Origin of the sequence: Vibrio campbellii CAIM 519 = NBRC 15631 = ATCC 25920 (assembly GCF_002163755.1) — a bacterium.
Classification (GTDB): domain Bacteria; phylum Pseudomonadota; class Gammaproteobacteria; order Enterobacterales; family Vibrionaceae; genus Vibrio; species Vibrio campbellii.
In genome coordinates this window covers 2279942-2296693 of record NZ_CP015863.1, presented here as the reverse complement: position 1 = coordinate 2296693, position 16752 = coordinate 2279942, and the positions used below count along the sequence as shown (strand labels likewise).

The following is a 16752-nucleotide window of genomic DNA, read 5'->3' as shown; positions in this document are numbered from 1 at the left end:
ACAAAAGCTCATACCCCTAATGAGTTAAAGGCATGAGCTTTGATTATTTTACAATCTCACGATTACAGTTTTTCTGTAAACGTTCGGCTGATCACGTCTTGTTGTTGCTCTCGAGTTAGCGAGTTAAAACGTACCGCGTAGCCGGACACTCGAATCGTCAACTGAGGGTATTTCTCTGGATGTTCAACCGCATCCAATAACATCTCTCGATTCAGAACGTTGACGTTAAGGTGTTGACCACCTTCAATTGCAATGCCCTCGTTGCTTGCTTCGTGATGGAAGTAACCATCCATTAGCGCGGCTAGGTTTTTCTTCTGACTTAATTCATCTTTACCCAGTGCGTTAGGCACAATTGAGAAGGTGTAAGAAATACCATCTTTCGCGTAAGCAAACGGCAGTTTAGATACCGATGCCAAAGACGCAACTGCACCTTTTTCATCACGACCGTGCATTGGGTTTGCACCCGGGCCAAAAGGCATACCTGCGCGACGGCCATCTGGTGTATTACCCGTTTTTTTGCCGTAAACCACGTTAGATGTGATTGTTAGGATCGATTGAGTTGGTACTGCTTCGCGGTAAGTGTGCATCTTCTGAATTTTCTTCATGAAGCGCTCAACCAGATCACAAGCGATGTCATCGACACGAGCATCGTTGTTACCAAATTTTGGATAATCACCTTCGATTTCAAAATCAACGGCGATGCCATCTTCATCACGAAAAGGCTTCACGGTCGCGTATTTAATTGCCGCCAAAGAGTCAGCGACAACAGACAGACCTGCAATACCACACGCCATAGTGCGGTGCACGTCGCGATCCATCAATGCCATCAGTGATGCTTCGTAGCTGTAACGGTCATGCGAGTAATGGATGATGTTCAACGCTGTCACGTATTGTGTTGCAAGCCATTCCAACATGTTGTCGAAGCGCGGCATCAAAGCGTCAAAGTCGAGAATTTCATCTTGAACTTTGTCCACTACCGGACCCACTTGCGCTTTCGATTTTTCGTCGATACCACCATTGATAGTGTAAAGCAGCGCTTTTGCAAGGTTGGCACGTGCACCAAAGAACTGCATATGCTGACCAACAATCTGTGGGCTCACACAACATGCAATCGCGTAGTCGTCATTGTCGAAATCAGGACGCATTAGATCGTCGTTTTCGTATTGAACAGAAGAGGTATCAATTGACACTTTTGCCGCGTATTGCTTGAACGCTTCAGGTAATTGCTCTGACCAAAGAATCGTCATGTTTGGTTCAGGAGCAGGACCCATAGTATGTAGCGTATGTAAGTATCGGAATGTCGTCTTAGATACTAGTGTACGGCCATCAACCCCCATACCAGCCATTGCTTCTGTTGCCCAGATAGGGTCGCCAGAGAACAATGAATCGTATTCTGGTGTACGAAGGAAGCGAACCATGCGCAGTTTCATGATGAAGTGGTCGATCATCTCTTGCGCTTGTGATTCATCAATCAAGCCATTTGCGATATCACGTTCTAGGTAAACATCTAGGAAAGTCGATGTACGACCTAATGACATTGCTGCGCCATTTTGTGATTTAACTGCGGCCAAGTAACCAAAGTAGGTAAATTGAATCGCTTCTTGCGCTGTTTTTGCAGGTAGCGACATATCAATGTTGTATTTCAAACCCATTTGACGAATGTCTTCAAGTGCTTGAACTTGGTCTGCAATTTCTTCGCGTAGACGAAGCGTTTTCTCAAGATCGCCACCGCACTCTAGGAAAGTTTGTGTCGAGTTGTATTGCTCTTTTTTGTCCGCTTTTAAGAAGTCGATACCGTAAAGGGCGATACGACGGTAGTCACCAATAATACGACCACGACCATAGGCATCAGGAAGGCCAGTGATGATGCCTGATTTACGACACGCTAGGATTTCTTTGGTGTAAAGATCGAAACACGCTTTGTTGTGAGTTTTACGGTATTCAGTGAAGATCTTTTCAAGCGTTGGATCCAATTCGCGGCCATAAACTTCGCACGAGTTTTTCACCATGCGAATACCACCATTGGCGATGATTGCACGTTTTAGAGGCTGATCGGTTTGTAAGCCAACGATCTTTTCCAGATCTTTGTTGATGTAACCCGCATCGTGAGAAGTAATCGTTGATGGCAGATCGGTATCGAAATCAACAGGAGCGTGTGTGCGGCTTTCTTGTTTAATGCCTTCAAGCACTTGGTTCCATAATGCTGAAGTTGATTCGCTAACTTCGGCTAAGAAGGACTCGTCTCCCTCATAAGGTGTGTAGTTTTTTTGGATGAAGTCACGAGTGTTGACAGAGTTTTGCCACTCACCAGCGGTGAATCCAGCCCATGCGTCTAGCATATCAGTCGTCGGAATAGTCATTAGTAAATCCCTAAATTATTGATAAATAGAATGGAGGCGACGAGTAGGACGGAACCATTCTTAACCCTGTTAATCGTATGGATTTACAGATTATGAGTAAAATGAATGCTTTTCATTTTTTAGATGACTATTATGCATTGACTTTAAATTCAACTGGTTATGCGCATTGCAACAACATCAAATGGTTTTGTTTGAACGTGTCTTGTACAGATATTGACAATTTTAACGGTTATCTCGAAGGAAACTAATATTCGAGATTATAGATTGATATTGCTAGTCGAAATATTACAGCTCCAAGTTAAAGCGTACATCCATGATATTTAAATTACCTGTAATATTATATAGTACGAAAAATGACCAAAAAAAATACAGTTTGTTATACAGCTTTATCCTTTTATGCAATCCATACTTAATATTGTTAAATAAAATGTCATTCTGACCTGTAAAATCATTAAAATGTAACCAAATGTGCATTTTAACATTGCGGTTAATTATCTTATTAATTGTTTTTAATATTCATTAATAATTATATTTATAGTCATGAAATTATCTCTCATTTTTTTGTGAATAATTTATAAATCCAAGCTGGAGGCGTCATTGATTTTTTTTTAGTACATGCGTATGTGCTTGTTGTGTATGATTATTTTATTTAATTCATTATCGATTTGCCAAACTAAAGTGATAATAATATCATTTGAAACTCATTTTATTAAATGTGAAAGTAAAACTGGAATGTTAGTTTATCAGAGACATTATTTTCCATGAAAAATATATTAGTATAAAAAATATGGTTTATAGGTTAATCCATGTATAAAATTAAGAATTGGTTAATAAATTCTGATCATCCGCTAGTGACCGACTTAATCAAAAATGAAGAGAAGCGAATTGGTTACCATGACCATCTTGTGATTCTGATGCTTTGTGAAAGTGCGGGTCAAATAAAAACAAAAGAAGAGCTATTAAAAGGTGCTTGGCCAGGGAAGCATGTATCTGAGGGTTCCTTAACTCAATCTATAAGCGCGATACGAACCTTAATTGAAGACGACGGGAAAGCTCAAAAGTACCTTAAGACCGTCGCAAAGGTTGGGTATAAATTAGAAGAAGATGCGGTTTCATGGGAAGGGGCAGAGAAAGATAGGGTTCGAAATCAGGCTATATCTTTGTCTCAAGAGTCTGAGCTAAAAGACAGCGAATTGGAAACTGAAATCGTCCACAGAGCTCGACCTAAACTCCATCGCAATCATTTATACCTTATGATTGGCTGCTTATTTGTGTCCATCGCGGTGCTTTTTCCACTTCTTTTTAAAGAAAAAAATGCAAGATTAGGTGGTTGGTTGCCTTTAACAAAACTATTTTCAGCACAACACATCACAGTCTATTGCGATGATCAAGAAGAAGCAAAATTGCTTGCGCAAGGCGTAGCACCTTTGATTGGTGAGAAAGTTGCACAAGGTAAGTTAGATCGACTTATCCTTGCTCATTCAGATGAAACGTTGTCTATCGTAATACTTAAACCATTTTCCCAACCTATAAATCTTGTCGTTATGTTTGACTCTCCTAAATCAATTGAAAGCATGGTTGATATCATTGCTGTAGAATTAAAAAATTATGTACATTAAAAATAAAAGTGTTTATTTTTTATTAATCGCCCTATGTTTAATGATTGCTTCGATTTATCTTAGTTTGAAAAAAGAAAATCAAATTCTGGTTAATGTTAAAACGCTTTATATTTCGGTAGGTGGTGGATTGATTGCAGAAGAGTATTTAGACGTTGTTATAAGAAATGAAAAATTTGAAGCAGTCACAGTCCTTAACGAATTAGACAAGAGCATTGACATTTTCACAAAAGGTAACTTTCACACAAACAAGACAGGGATTTTCAGCGTAAACATTAATCAAGAGTATATCAATGATTTTGATATGAATGATCCGGGTGGTGAACTCTTAGTCTATGATAAGTATCTTGATTCAAGAAGAAAGCTGTCTTTTTTTAAATCAGTTCAGGTACTAGAAAAACTGCCGAATAACTATAGGCTTATTATATCTAATAGTCCTGTAAAAAAGATGATAGCTGTAAAGTTGGGAAAACGAGAAGACTTTTAACATGTTAAACAGTCAATTAATCCATTAATGCTATTTTCAGAACTATTTAAGATAAATTTAACTATTGATAGTTGTGTTATTATGAAATTATAGCTCTGTAATTTCACGAGAGACAACGAATCATGATTCGATATACATTAGCTATATTTGTTTTACTAGCAAATTTTATAGTACACGCCAACGAGGCAAGTTCTCCACCTAAGATAATGACCTATAACGTTTACATGTTGGAGCATCGTCTTGGCATTTTCGTTGGTGGAACAAATCCCAATAAAAGGGCGGACTTGTTGGCCAACTCGTCTATTTTTGATGGAACTGACGTGCTCATTTTGAATGAGGTTTTCGATAATAAAGCGAGCACAATACTTACAGATGCCCTGGCTGAGAAGTTTAGATATCGTACACCTGTTGTCGGCAGAACTAAGGACGGCTGGGACCGAACTGAAGGCTGGCGCCCTGCAACGCTCGAAGATGGTGGTGTGATTATATTGAGTCGATATCCTATTGAATACAAGGCTCAAGTGATCTTTAAAGATGGCTGTGGCGCTGACTGGGCATCTCAAAAAGGTTTCATTCATGCTGTTATTAACAAAGACGGAGAGCGATACAATATTGTTGGTACGCATGTTCAGGCTGATGACAATAGCTGCAGTATCCCACCTAATGTTGTGCGACAAGAGCAGTTCGCTCAAATCGAAAATTACGTTTTGCGTACAAATCGTCCATCTGACGAAATGTTTTTCATTGCTGGTGATTTAAATGTAGCGAGAGATTCGCAAGAGTTTTTTACAATGCTTGAAGCTTTAAATGTATCAGAACCAACAAACTATGCGGGCGTGCCATATTCTTGGGATCCTGCTACCAACGCTTTAACGCACGCGAACTACCCTGACGTAAAAGGGCAACTACTTGACTATGTTCTTGTCGAACGTAGCCACAAACAGCCTAAAAATTGGCATAATCAGGTGTTGGACGTTGTATCTAAGAGAGTCGAACTACCCGGGACACAAGAACCTTATTACTTTTATGAATATTCTGACCATTTCCCGGTTTCCGCATTTGAATATGCGGATGAGAGTACACCAACTCACAGTATACGTCCAAGTAATAAGCCTTATAACTCTGTCAAATTCAAAAACAGTCTAACTGGTGAATACATATATGCCGATCAATATGCTTCTGATGGCTGGCTTTCTTACGGAATCGATGGTGAGATGGCGAGTGCTGAATTTAAGCTAGATAATTGGTTTCCATATAATAGTACTTGTATTCATGACAACGACTACGTGCAGATCTCAAGGAGAGATGATTACAAAGATTACTACTGGAATTACAGTGGTAGTACATATTATACCGAAGATAATGATTCTTCAGATTTTATGAAAATAAGCCGTCAGGGTGAATCTAAAGGGTGCATTAGGGATGGTGACGTTGTATATATGTACGATCATGCAAATATTTTGTGGGCATCAGAAGATAAGTATCTTGAACTTGATAATGGGTATATTACGGCAACTAACGGTCTTCCAGTTAGCAATAACGGACTATTTATCATTGAGATGGAAGATTTTAAATATATTGATTGGTACGGTAATTTGACTTACAAATAAAAATTTAGATGACATGAGCAGCATCTCCTTTTAATAATTTAATTAGTTTATGAAGCCGCACAAAGTGTGGCTTCATTTTATTCAAATTAACACTAGGTGTTTACATGAATTTCTTAGGATATTTTGAAAAAATTAAAGGCAAACTAGAAGAAATTGAAAACCTTAATGATTTAACCGTCTGGCGGAAAAGACGAAACATATGTCAATTTGGTTTGACGTTTAAAACAGCAAGAGGTTTTCTTATTAAGCACTCTTATCAGGGATTTAAAGGGGAAATTAGTGCTGAGAATAAAGAAAGAAATGTTACAAATTTTTTAGAATCTGACGGCTAATTCTTATTTTAATTTAGATATCGAAACGAAGATATAAGTGGCTATTGATTAAACCATTCCCAAGGTAACCTTTTCATACGAAACATTGGTTTTTCAGGTAGTGAACTCCATTGGTCAACATAGTGAGCATTGGATACGTCTACAGTGTATTATTTGAACAATCTGAATAATGTAGTCAACAAGTTCTTAATAAGCGTGAGTGGCAAAGCTCTAAATATCATAACGTAATGATAGAAAAATCTCTAAAAGATGAAGAATTTCTCTCTTTTTTATCTCTGCCAAACGATCTCTTTTTCATTCAATCCAAATCTCAGTTGACCGTAGTTCATTCTACCTTTATTGTATTTATTCAATTTATTTTTTCGAAACGAGCTTTTAATCTGATAGCTCAAACTTTAATTTATCAACTAAAAACTTATTTTACTTATCTTCATCATTTTCGAATAGATCTTAGGGCCGTTTGGTTCTGGTATATTAATATTGAACTATAAGGAAAAATAAATATTGTTTAATTTTATTTTAATAGTAACCCAGGGATGGGTAATTGCTAGATTAAGATGCTACCAACTTTATAAAGTTTGGATTTTCATCTAAGAAGGGGGAGGCTTCTGATTATATAATAAAGCCGCTTCGGTTAGACCTCTGCGGCTTCTTGGTTATAATTTATTTTAGTCGAGTTTTATTTGCTCTCAGGTTTTAGCATTTTAAGAAGTCCAACTGCTTTTTGCTCGACAGGCACTTCCATATTTGGGGCATATCTTTTGATTTTAATTTGCTCTGGACCGTTGATATTGTCGACTAGCAAAGCATCGCCGCTGACTGAAAAACCAAATAGCGTGAGCATTGCTTTTTGTACATGTTCGGTACCACCAACTAAGAGTAAACTATCATACTGCTTTAGCTCGTTTACTTGATAGTCATGTTCGGTCAACTTTGATGTATCGATGATTAATATGTCTTTATCAGGTAAATCTGAGGACTTTGTTCTCAATAGACTCTCTGTAGTCATATGAATTGATTGAACTAGAGCACTGTCTGTTGGTACATAGTCACTGAGTGTTAAAGCATTTACAGAACAAGCGGAAAGCATCGCCAGAGTAGCAAGTGTTTTTTTCATTTTTGTTTCCTTATTAACGTAACAAGCCAGGTTTAGCGATGCGCAAACCTTTTTCACAGATTGTGTCGACTTTAATGATCGAGCCGCGAGAAATCGCAGTTATTGGACGAGGGTTACCATAGTAACCGCCTTCATGTGTTTCGATTACCGAGCTAAAACCTGATTCGTAATCGTATATATTTAGGGCTGTACGTGCTAGGTCGTATGTGTTCATAAACCACATCTCTCTAGATTCACCATTGCGACAGTTGTCTGCTGTCATTGTTTCTTGCCAGTCAATTTGGTTTGATAAATCAATTGTCTTCCATGCTTCTTGTCCGATGACTGTATTTGCATTCGTGAATCGGTCTTCCATGTAACCAGTTTCTTCGATCGCTGCCGCTTCTTTGATGCCTCTCATGCCAATTGGGTCGATTTTATATATCCATGCTCCGCCAAAGTTGCCACTTAGATCGCTTCTATCAAGAGTCATGATCTGACCCTCCCTAGAGAACTCTTCCGTAAATTCTTGTGACACGCCAATATTGAATCCAGCAGTTGGACCGTCGCCTGAGACCTCGCCACCTGCTTCAATCGAAACACCGACAGTACTGCTAGTACCATGGCTGTATTGACCGTTGCTATCCGATTCTGGGAACATATATGGTACTTTGATGAAGTTTCCATTCTCTGCTCCACCAGGTATACAGCGGGGATCTGTAATCCCAGTTTTAGAACAGGTCTGGTAGTAGAAATGTGGTAGAACTTGTTCTATCGCTTCTTCAGTTGTTGCTTGCCCCGTTGCTCTTAGGAAACTGATAGCTTCGCTTCTCACATCGTTATAAAGTTCTTTATTACTTCTATCGATCATAAAAGCTTGAAAGCTACTATTATGCCAAGTACTTGATAGAATGTTGGACATCGATGACCCACTTCGCCACCAAAATGTTGGCATTATTTGCCCATCAGAGTTTGCAACGTTAGGATCTTGAGTAAAGTGCAGACCATAGTAATCCCAGTAATGGTCGTGATTTGGGCCTATATTTTGTGTGTAATCATATTGACCAAATTGTTGAACTAGATCTGCACCTGCTAAGTTATATAGCATGTAACGAGCACGTTTAGTTTTTCCAACTACTTCAGACAATAGAATTAATCCGGCTTCCTCAGTGACATCTACTTGTTCATCGAGCCAATATTCGCGATAACCAAAGGTGTCCCAGCTTGCTGCATCTTTTATGTCGTAAAAATAAAGCGAAGGGTAATTGGTTTGAACCACAACAGCTGTACATAAGTCTTGACTTACCGTTGAGTCAGGATAGTTGTTGTCTTGAAGCCATTTATTAGCTTGTACTGTCAAGGTATTGAAAGTCTGGCAGAGGCGCTCAGGATCAACGGTTTTATCGACACTACTAAATACTTTTTGGGAGCCTTCCCATTGTGGCAGTGTATTGCTAGCATAACTACTAGCTGAAGACAGAATAGCGCAGGGTAGAGCAAGCGCTAAAGAACTAAGCTTAAATTTCATTAAATACTCCATTTGTATAATTTGAAACTTTATAAAAGTCTGACGCCCAAAAATTGTATTTTTCGATTTATATGTATTTTTATCACAACTTTTAGGGTTGAAATAATGGCTTTTTCTTTAATTGAAATCATAAAAAAAATATGATTAAAAAGAGAACTAAATGTGAAATTAATTTAAGGCTTGTTTTATATAATGTTCTTTGTTATTTTATTGAAATTAAACCAATATCTTGTAATTTATTGAATTTTAATGATAAGTTTGGTGTTTTTATTTTTCTAAATAATATAGATAGGTTATATAAATTTTAATTGAATATTTTATTTTTATCAATATATTGTGAGTGTGTTTGTCGGAGGGGGGAATATGACTTTCCTTAAGTAAGTTACGAAAAGAGGAATTAAGTGCACTTTATATAATTTTCAACTTATTCTTTAATTTCGATAGTTCTATATAAATAATTCATTAAACCATTAAGTTGTTTAGTTAATCGATTACTGTGATTTTTAGCTAAAGGTATAGGAAACCTTTAGCTGAGAATGAGTGATAAAAAGTTAGAGCGGTTTGTTGCTCTGTAAGGTGTGGAATTGTGAACTTTGACGGATATTTTGAAAAAATCAAATAAAGAAAGTTGAATCACTTGAAGAGCTACTTATATGGCGAAAAAGAATGAATATCGGTCACTCCGGGCTTTCATTTAGAACTAAACGAGGACGGCTGACTTACCATAGCTACCGTAGATCTAAGGAGGAGAAATCTAAATATTTTTAGGTTTTTATATCAAATTCTCAGTTTTTTGATACTTGTTAAATACTCAGAAATACGTTCATAGCTACTCAGGAAAAATTAAAAATAGAATTGATGTTTTTATTGCCACTTATTTGTAAATAGATTCTTTTTACTCGTTAAATTAGTGAGGTATCGACATTGGTGCAAACACGATTAAAAGGAACAAATGATGAAAATAAAAAGTTTCAGCCTGAGCTTGATAACAGTCTCTATGTTATCGGGTTACGCTCATGCATCTCCTATCCCAGGAATTGATGATGCTTACTTTAAGGGAGCTGATGAATATGTTGCTTACGACGATCCGGCGACAGCATGTGACATATTCAACGCCAAAGTAGCGTACATTAACAATCATTTAGAACAACAGGAATTACCGGGAAAAATTTCGAATCTTTGTCAGCATGCAAGAATAGAAGATGGTCAAATTGAAGAGCAATTTATCATCACTTCTCAGAATGGCGCGTATCACTATGGTGAGGAAGACTATAAAATTCGTGAACAGATTGATGTCGCACGAACTATTGATCTGTTGATGTTTTCTCAGTCAAACAAGACGAACTATATCATGGCGGTTGATGGCAGCATGAATGTGACTCGCCAAACCCTTGCTGACGGTGGCTACTACTTTGAATGGGTAGATGAAAAAGTTGCTCCGCACTTTTGGTACGGAGAAGGCTACATGGGTCAGATGTTCCATGGAAACTCTCAATTTAACTTTATGTCTGGCGAAAATGCTTACAGATTCGCTCGTAAAAAAGCAGTTAATGAAGCGCCAAATGATGTTGAAGAGCAATCAAGGCTAACTTGGAAATATTTGGCTGAAGAGTGTGAAAACGATAAAGGTAACGACTACTGTCTTCCTCAAAACCGTTATGGAAATCTTTTTGTGAATCAGCAAAGCTTTCCAAGCTCGAGCAATGTGAATAAGGAGATTTCTCTCGCTGAGAGTACATCTTTTAGCTTTGATATTACTGGTACTTTTGAAGCGAGCAAATCAGACGGTCCGTCTGCTGGTCTGAGTGTTGGCTTTGGTTTTAGCCAAACTAAAGAGAGTAGCCAGACACACAGTATGTTGAATTACACCTCAGTTGATGAAGGTAATGATATTGGCCACTCGGTTGTCCAGACTATTAATACAAGAGCTGTGGGAGAAGCTGGTTATTATGCAGATAATCCATCTTCAGAATTTTGGCATGTAAAGAATGCTGCCGAAATCTGGGGGGAAGACCTTTACCGAGTTTACGATCTAAAGAGTTATGAGACGTGGCAGGAAAACTACACTTCTGATTGGAATACTTGCCAAGATCAAAAGCTTGTCTTTGGTAACGCCGTCACCGTTTCGCGTGCCTACCTTAATACTTATGGTGACAACTGGACAATTAATGAGAACGAGTCGAAGTTGTACCAAAGAGAATCTAACTACGGCATTACGATAGATACCGATTGTATTGTTGATGACAAGGGTCAAACCTTCCGCGTTATGAAAGAAACAATTCTTTAATTATTAGAGGGTAAAGAGAATGAATTTTGTTAAAAGTACTATTTTTGCAAGTACACTGTTATTGTCTTTGGCTTCTCATGCTGCAAGCCTATCTACGATTGGAACCCAAGATAATGGTGTTTTCAATGAGATGAAGCAAATCCAACTTAAGTCTGCTGGAGAGCGAAGCTCTTCGAAGTCTGCGGATATCTTTTTCATTAATAGTAATGATATTCAAGTTGAAGATTTGACCAAAGAGTTACTTAAAGATTTTAACTCTATCGTGATCGTTGGCGATTCTTTTAAAAATAAAGAGTTAATGATTAAGCTAGTTGGATTTGGTATCGAGAGGGAAGTGGTAGCGATTACTAATATCCACGACTCATCAAAGCGTCAGATCAACACCTACAGTAAAGGTGATGAAGCTGGTGATGATAAAGTTGCCGCAGTTCTAATGGATACGATTGCTCGTCGACTTTAATCGTAAATGAATTGACTCTATTTGGAGTTAACGCATTTTGACGAGTAACTGATAGCTTTAAAGCCTAACTAAGCCACGGATTTATCCGTGGCTTTTTTGATCAACATCTAGCGATGAACAAATCGAAAAATTAAAACGCAAAAAGCCGCATCGAGTGATGCGGCTTTTCTAAATTTGGCTCCTCCTGCTGGGCTCGAACCAGCGACCTGCGGATTAACAGTCCGTCGCTCTACCAACTGAGCTAAGGAGGAATTGCTTTGCGTGAAAGCGGGTCGAATCTTACCGAGCAGCCCTAATTCTGTCAACACCCAAAAAACACATTTTTAGCAAAAAAACATGCATTTTATTCTTTACTTTTTTGTAGTCCTTGCCAGTAAAGGGCTAGAGTTACTTATCCACTAAAATTGTGGATAACTGTGTTGATGAGATCTGAGTAAAGATCTTTTATATGCAACTGAATTGCTTTTGTTTGAGTTTTTAAGCAGAAATATGCAATGAATAATCAGATAAAACAGTATTTTATTTAAATTAACTCAGAATTGCGCAAAGTGGATAAGATTCAGCCTTCTGGGGATAAAGGATAATATTGGCTATTTTTGGGGAAAAGTTGTGGAAACTGAATTTAGATGATCTGGGAAGCTTCATCAAGCAGGGCGGAAGACTATAACAGAGTCACCAAACTAAGGCTAGACCAAAATAGAGAAAGCGCAAAAATTAATCGTAATGAGCTATAAATCTAAAATAGACGTAGATTTCATCTAATAAGGTGTATATATATACAGCCAAATTGCAGAAAATTTGAGGAAGGGTATGAGTAAAGTTTATGAACTGGTCTCTGAATATCAACCATCCGGTGATCAGCCAACCGCCATCAAACAGTTATTAGAGGGTTTAGACGCAGGCCTTGCCCATCAGACTCTGTTGGGTGTAACCGGCTCGGGTAAAACATTCACACTGGCAAACGTAATTGCAGAAGCGCAGCGTCCGGCGATTCTTCTCGCGCCAAACAAAACACTTGCCGCGCAACTGTACGGTGAGATGAAAGCCTTCTTCCCAAATAATGCCGTTGAATACTTCGTTTCTTACTACGATTACTATCAACCCGAAGCTTACGTGCCAACGACGGATACCTTTATCGAAAAAGACGCGTCGGTGAATGCTCACATAGAGCAGATGCGTTTATCGGCAACAAAAGCATTATTGGAACGCAAAGATGCAATCATTGTTGCGTCGGTTTCGGCCATTTATGGCTTGGGTGACCCAGAGTCGTACCTACAAATGATGCTTCACTTGCGCCGCGGTGATGTGATTGATCAGCGCGACATGCTGCGTCGTCTTGCAGAACTTCAATATTCACGTAACGATGTTGCGTTTGAGCGTGGCCAGTTCCGTGTGCGTGGTGAAGTGATTGACATCTTCCCGGCGGAATCAGACCAAGACGCCGTGCGCGTAGAGATGTTTGACGATGAAGTCGACTGTATCAGCGTATTTGACCCATTGACTGGTGTGGTCAAACAGCGAGACCTGCCGCGTTATACGATTTACCCAAAGACGCACTATGTCACGCCACGTGAGCGTATTCTTGATGCCATTGAAAGCATTAAAGACGAGCTTGAAGTGCGTAAGAAGCAGCTGTTAGACAACAACAAACTCCTAGAAGAGCAACGTATCAGCCAGCGCACTCAATTTGACATTGAGATGATGAACGAGCTGGGTTTCTGTTCCGGTATCGAAAACTACTCTCGTTACTTAAGTGGACGAGCGGAGGGGGAGCCGCCACCAACGCTATTTGACTACTTACCTCACGATGGCTTGCTGATCATCGACGAATCACACGTTACCGTACCGCAAATTGGCGCGATGTATAAAGGTGACCGCTCACGTAAAGAGACGCTGGTGGAGTTTGGTTTCCGTTTGCCTTCTGCATTGGATAACCGCCCAATGAAGTTCGAAGAGTTCGAGGCGATTTCTCCACAGACAATATTTGTTTCTGCAACGCCGGGTAACTACGAACTTGAGAAGTCAGCCGATGAGATTGCGGACCAGGTTGTGCGTCCAACGGGTCTGCTCGATCCGGAATTAGAAGTTCGCCCAGTTGCTACTCAGGTTGATGATCTGTTGTCTGAGATTCGAATTCGCGCAGCGCAAGACGAGCGTGTTCTTGTGACGACGCTAACCAAGCGTATGGCAGAAGACTTAACCGAATATCTGCACGAGCACGATGTGAAAGTTCGTTACCTTCACTCAGACATTGATACGGTTGAGCGTGTAGAAATCATTCGCGACCTTCGTTTGGGTGAATTTGATGTGTTGGTTGGGATCAACTTATTGCGAGAAGGCCTCGATATGCCAGAAGTGTCGCTGGTGGCAATCTTGGATGCAGATAAAGAAGGCTTCTTGCGTTCAGAGCGTTCATTGATTCAGACCATTGGTCGTGCGGCTCGTAACATCAAAGGTAAAGCGATTCTTTACGCAGATTCGATCACTAAGTCGATGAAGAAAGCGATGGACGAAACTGATCGTCGTCGAGAGAAGCAAAAAGCGTATAACGCAGAGATGGGTATTGAGCCCCAAGCCTTGAAGCGAAATATTAAAGACATCATGGAGTTGGGGGATATCACCAAATCTAAGCGTCAGCGTAATACTAAGCAAGTACCGCTATCGAAAGTGGCAGAGCCTTCTCAGACTTACGAGATCATGTCTCCACAACAGTTGGAGAAAGAGATCAGTCGTTTGGAAGCGGCGATGTACCAACACGCTCAAGATCTTGAATTTGAATTGGCGGCCCAGAAACGTGACGAGATTGAAAAGCTGCGCGCTCAATTTATCGCGAACAGTTAATTCTTCTCTAAGCGTAATTTCATTGCCAGATCTACTGCCCGAGTGACTGTGTTTACGACCATAGCTCGGGCATGTCCCGTTTCCAAATCTGCAGACAAAAAAAGAAGCCAATAGGCAGTCGGATCTATTGGCTCGTTCTGTGAACATGTCGTTCACTAACAACGTCAGTTGGCTAGGTGACCCGAGGGGTCAAAAGGCATACAGCATGGTTTGTGCCATAATTTAACCTGTTGATATTCGGTTTACTTTGTTTAGAATACCCAGAGTCTAACAAATGATTATTTGCAAAATGCAAAGCGTAATGCGATTATTATTTAAAACACAACGAAAAATCGGCTAGGCTATGCAACAAATAACAGAAGGTCAAAAGTCTCGTTATCTACTAATGGTAGAAGACACCGCATCCGTTGCGGCACTTTACCGTTCTTACCTCACGCCACTTGGCATCGATATCAATATTGTTGGAACAGGCAGAGACGCCATTGAAAGCCTGAACCATCGCATTCCTGATCTTATTCTGCTCGATCTTCGTCTACCTGATATGACGGGGATGGACGTATTGCACGCGGTGAAGAAAAGCCATCCAGACGTGCCAATCATCTTCATGAAAGCCCATGGCTCTATCGATACTGCGGTAGAGGCGATGCGTCACGGTTCTCAAGACTTCCTAATCAAACCATGTGAAGCAGACCGTTTACGTGTCACGGTGAATAATGCGATCCGCAAAGCAACCAAATTAAAGAATGAAGCTGACAACCCTGGTAACCAAAATTACCAAGGCTTCATCGGCAGTAGCCAAACGATGCAGCAGGTTTACCGTACCATTGACTCGGCAGCAAGCAGTAAAGCGAGTATTTTCATCACGGGTGAAAGTGGTACGGGTAAAGAAGTGTGTGCCGAAGCGATTCACGCAGCAAGCAAACGTGGTGATAAGCCGTTTATCGCCATCAACTGTGCGGCAATCCCGAAAGACCTTATTGAAAGTGAGCTGTTTGGTCACGTAAAAGGTGCGTTTACTGGTGCTGCGAATGACCGACAAGGTGCGGCAGAGCTTGCTGATGGCGGCACGTTGTTCCTTGATGAGCTCTGTGAAATGGACTTGGATCTTCAAACTAAGCTATTGCGCTTTATCCAAACGGGTACATTCCAAAAAGTCGGTTCTTCTAAAATGAAGAGCGTGGATGTACGCTTTGTGTGTGCAACTAACCGAGACCCTTGGAAAGAAGTGCAAGAAGGCCGTTTCCGTGAAGACTTGTATTACCGTTTGTACGTGATTCCTTTGCACCTTCCGCCGCTGCGTGAGCGTGGTGAAGATGTTATTGAAATTGCATACTCGCTGCTTGGTTATATGTCTCATGAGGAAGGCAAGAGTTTCGTCCGTTTCGCACAAGACGTGATTGAAAGATTCAACAGCTACGAATGGCCGGGTAACGTTCGCCAATTGCAAAACGTATTACGTAATATCGTGGTACTGAACAATGGCAAAGAGATCACGCTGGATATGTTACCGCCACCACTGAATCAGCCTGTTGTGCGCCAATCGGTAGCAAAATTTATTGAACCTGACATTATGACGGTGTCAGATATTATGCCGCTTTGGATGACAGAGAAAATGGCCATCGAGCAGGCAATTCAAGCGTGTGAAGGCAACATTCCACGCGCTGCTGGCTATTTGGATGTTAGCCCATCAACGATTTATCGCAAGTTGCAAGCTTGGAATAGCAAGGACGAAAAACAAAACGTATGAATACGGACGTATTAAATCAGCAAAAAATTGAAGAACTGTCTGCGGAAATTGGCAGCGATAATGTTCCTGTTTTGCTTGATATTTTTCTTGGGGAAATGGGCTCCTACATTGGCACTTTAACTGAACTTCAGGGCTCAGAGCAGCTGTTGTATTTAAAAGAGATCAGCCATGCATTGAAAAGCAGTGCTGCAAGCTTTGGCGCAGATCGATTGTGTGAACTAGCGATTGCCATCGACAAGAAAGCAAAAGCGAATCAATTGCAAGAGCAGGGGATGGAGACGAGCGAAATGCTCGATTTACTTCATATCACTCTTGTCGCCTACCGTTCTTGGACAAACTAACGTTTCGCGCAAGACATTAAGCGTAACGCAAAAACACAAAGCCCTTC

12 protein-coding genes and 1 tRNA gene are annotated in these 16752 nt (G+C 40.1%); 9 read left to right on the top strand and 4 right to left on the bottom strand.

Annotation, left to right across the window (positions count from 1 at the left end; translation table 11 throughout):
• Positions 1-62: 62 nt before the first annotated feature.
• On the bottom strand, positions 63-2360 hold the full coding sequence (gene pflB, locus A8140_RS11005; RefSeq protein WP_005536708.1) for a formate C-acetyltransferase: 2298 nt from the start codon (positions 2358-2360) through the stop codon (positions 63-65).
• A gap of 806 nt (positions 2361-3166) precedes the next feature.
• Between pflB and A8140_RS11000 the strand changes: the two genes are divergently transcribed.
• From A8140_RS11000 to A8140_RS10985, 4 genes are all read left to right on the top strand, one after another.
• Positions 3167-3979 carry a winged helix-turn-helix domain-containing protein gene (locus A8140_RS11000; protein ID WP_005537284.1) on the top strand — a complete coding sequence of 271 codons (813 nt, stop codon included), beginning with the start codon at positions 3167-3169 and terminating at the stop codon, positions 3977-3979.
• Complete coding sequence (locus tag A8140_RS10995) at positions 3969-4463, top strand: hypothetical protein (protein ID WP_005537286.1); 495 nt, start codon at positions 3969-3971, stop codon at positions 4461-4463. The genes A8140_RS11000 and A8140_RS10995 overlap by 11 nt, the downstream gene beginning before the upstream one ends.
• A gap of 122 nt (positions 4464-4585) precedes the next feature.
• The gene (gene sph, locus A8140_RS10990; protein WP_080639306.1) at positions 4586-6073 is read left to right on the top strand and encodes a sphingomyelin phosphodiesterase; all 1488 of its coding nucleotides are present in this window, start codon (positions 4586-4588) and stop codon (positions 6071-6073) included.
• A gap of 104 nt (positions 6074-6177) precedes the next feature.
• A complete protein-coding gene (locus A8140_RS10985; protein ID WP_005537499.1) occupies positions 6178-6405 on the top strand; it encodes a hypothetical protein in 228 nt (75 codons plus the stop codon).
• Positions 6406-7084: 679 nt separating this feature from the next.
• On the opposite strand, the gene A8140_RS10975 is transcribed toward A8140_RS10985, so the two are convergent.
• Together A8140_RS10975 and A8140_RS10970 are read right to left on the bottom strand one after the other, a co-directional pair.
• Positions 7085-7522 carry a hypothetical protein gene (locus tag A8140_RS10975; RefSeq protein WP_005537178.1) on the bottom strand — a complete coding sequence of 146 codons (438 nt, stop codon included), beginning with the start codon at positions 7520-7522 and terminating at the stop codon, positions 7085-7087.
• Positions 7523-7535: 13 nt separating this feature from the next.
• Positions 7536-9029, bottom strand: coding sequence for a hypothetical protein (locus A8140_RS10970; protein WP_005537180.1), 1494 nt, complete (start codon positions 9027-9029; stop codon positions 7536-7538).
• A 955-nt stretch (positions 9030-9984) separates the two neighbouring features.
• Between A8140_RS10970 and A8140_RS10960 the strand changes: the two genes are divergently transcribed.
• Entirely contained in the window at positions 9985-11316 is a 1332-nt protein-coding gene (locus tag A8140_RS10960) for a hypothetical protein (protein ID WP_005531395.1), read from the top strand.
• A gap of 19 nt (positions 11317-11335) precedes the next feature.
• Complete coding sequence (locus A8140_RS10955) at positions 11336-11776, top strand: hypothetical protein (RefSeq protein WP_005531397.1); 441 nt, start codon at positions 11336-11338, stop codon at positions 11774-11776.
• Positions 11777-11951: 175 nt separating this feature from the next.
• Here the strand turns inward: A8140_RS10955 and A8140_RS10950 are convergent.
• Positions 11952-12027 (bottom strand) — tRNA-Asn (locus A8140_RS10950).
• Between the two features lie 559 nt (positions 12028-12586).
• Here A8140_RS10950 and uvrB point away from each other — a divergent pair.
• The 3 genes from uvrB (at position 12587) to luxU (ending at position 16705) form a co-directional block, all read left to right on the top strand.
• Complete coding sequence (gene uvrB / locus A8140_RS10940; RefSeq protein WP_005531398.1) at positions 12587-14617, top strand: excinuclease ABC subunit UvrB; 2031 nt, start codon at positions 12587-12589, stop codon at positions 14615-14617.
• A 343-nt stretch (positions 14618-14960) separates the two neighbouring features.
• Positions 14961-16364, top strand: a complete 1404-nt coding sequence (luxO, locus tag A8140_RS10935) for a quorum-sensing sigma-54 dependent transcriptional regulator LuxO (protein ID WP_005531399.1) — start codon at positions 14961-14963, stop codon at positions 16362-16364.
• Complete coding sequence (luxU, locus tag A8140_RS10930) at positions 16361-16705, top strand: quorum-sensing phosphorelay protein LuxU (protein ID WP_005531400.1); 345 nt, start codon at positions 16361-16363, stop codon at positions 16703-16705. The genes luxO and luxU overlap by 4 nt, the downstream gene beginning before the upstream one ends.
• Positions 16706-16752: the final 47 nt, after the last annotated feature.

Excerpts from the sequence above, each read along its gene's own strand:
- pflB (WP_005536708.1), bottom strand. The coding sequence starts at position 2,360 with ATGACTATTCCGACGACTGATATGCTAGACGCATGGGCTGGATTCACC.
- A8140_RS11000 (WP_005537284.1), top strand. The coding sequence starts at position 3,167 with ATGTATAAAATTAAGAATTGGTTAATAAATTCTGATCATCCGCTAGTG.
- A8140_RS10995 (WP_005537286.1), top strand. The coding sequence starts at position 3,969 with ATGTACATTAAAAATAAAAGTGTTTATTTTTTATTAATCGCCCTATGT.
- sph (WP_080639306.1), top strand. The coding sequence starts at position 4,586 with ATGATTCGATATACATTAGCTATATTTGTTTTACTAGCAAATTTTATA.
- A8140_RS10985 (WP_005537499.1), top strand. The coding sequence starts at position 6,178 with ATGAATTTCTTAGGATATTTTGAAAAAATTAAAGGCAAACTAGAAGAA.
- A8140_RS10975 (WP_005537178.1), bottom strand. The coding sequence starts at position 7,522 with ATGAAAAAAACACTTGCTACTCTGGCGATGCTTTCCGCTTGTTCTGTA.
- A8140_RS10970 (WP_005537180.1), bottom strand. The coding sequence starts at position 9,029 with ATGAAATTTAAGCTTAGTTCTTTAGCGCTTGCTCTACCCTGCGCTATT.
- A8140_RS10960 (WP_005531395.1), top strand. The coding sequence starts at position 9,985 with ATGAAAATAAAAAGTTTCAGCCTGAGCTTGATAACAGTCTCTATGTTA.
- A8140_RS10955 (WP_005531397.1), top strand. The coding sequence starts at position 11,336 with ATGAATTTTGTTAAAAGTACTATTTTTGCAAGTACACTGTTATTGTCT.
- uvrB (WP_005531398.1), top strand. The coding sequence starts at position 12,587 with ATGAGTAAAGTTTATGAACTGGTCTCTGAATATCAACCATCCGGTGAT.
- luxO (WP_005531399.1), top strand. The coding sequence starts at position 14,961 with ATGCAACAAATAACAGAAGGTCAAAAGTCTCGTTATCTACTAATGGTA.
- luxU (WP_005531400.1), top strand. The coding sequence starts at position 16,361 with ATGAATACGGACGTATTAAATCAGCAAAAAATTGAAGAACTGTCTGCG.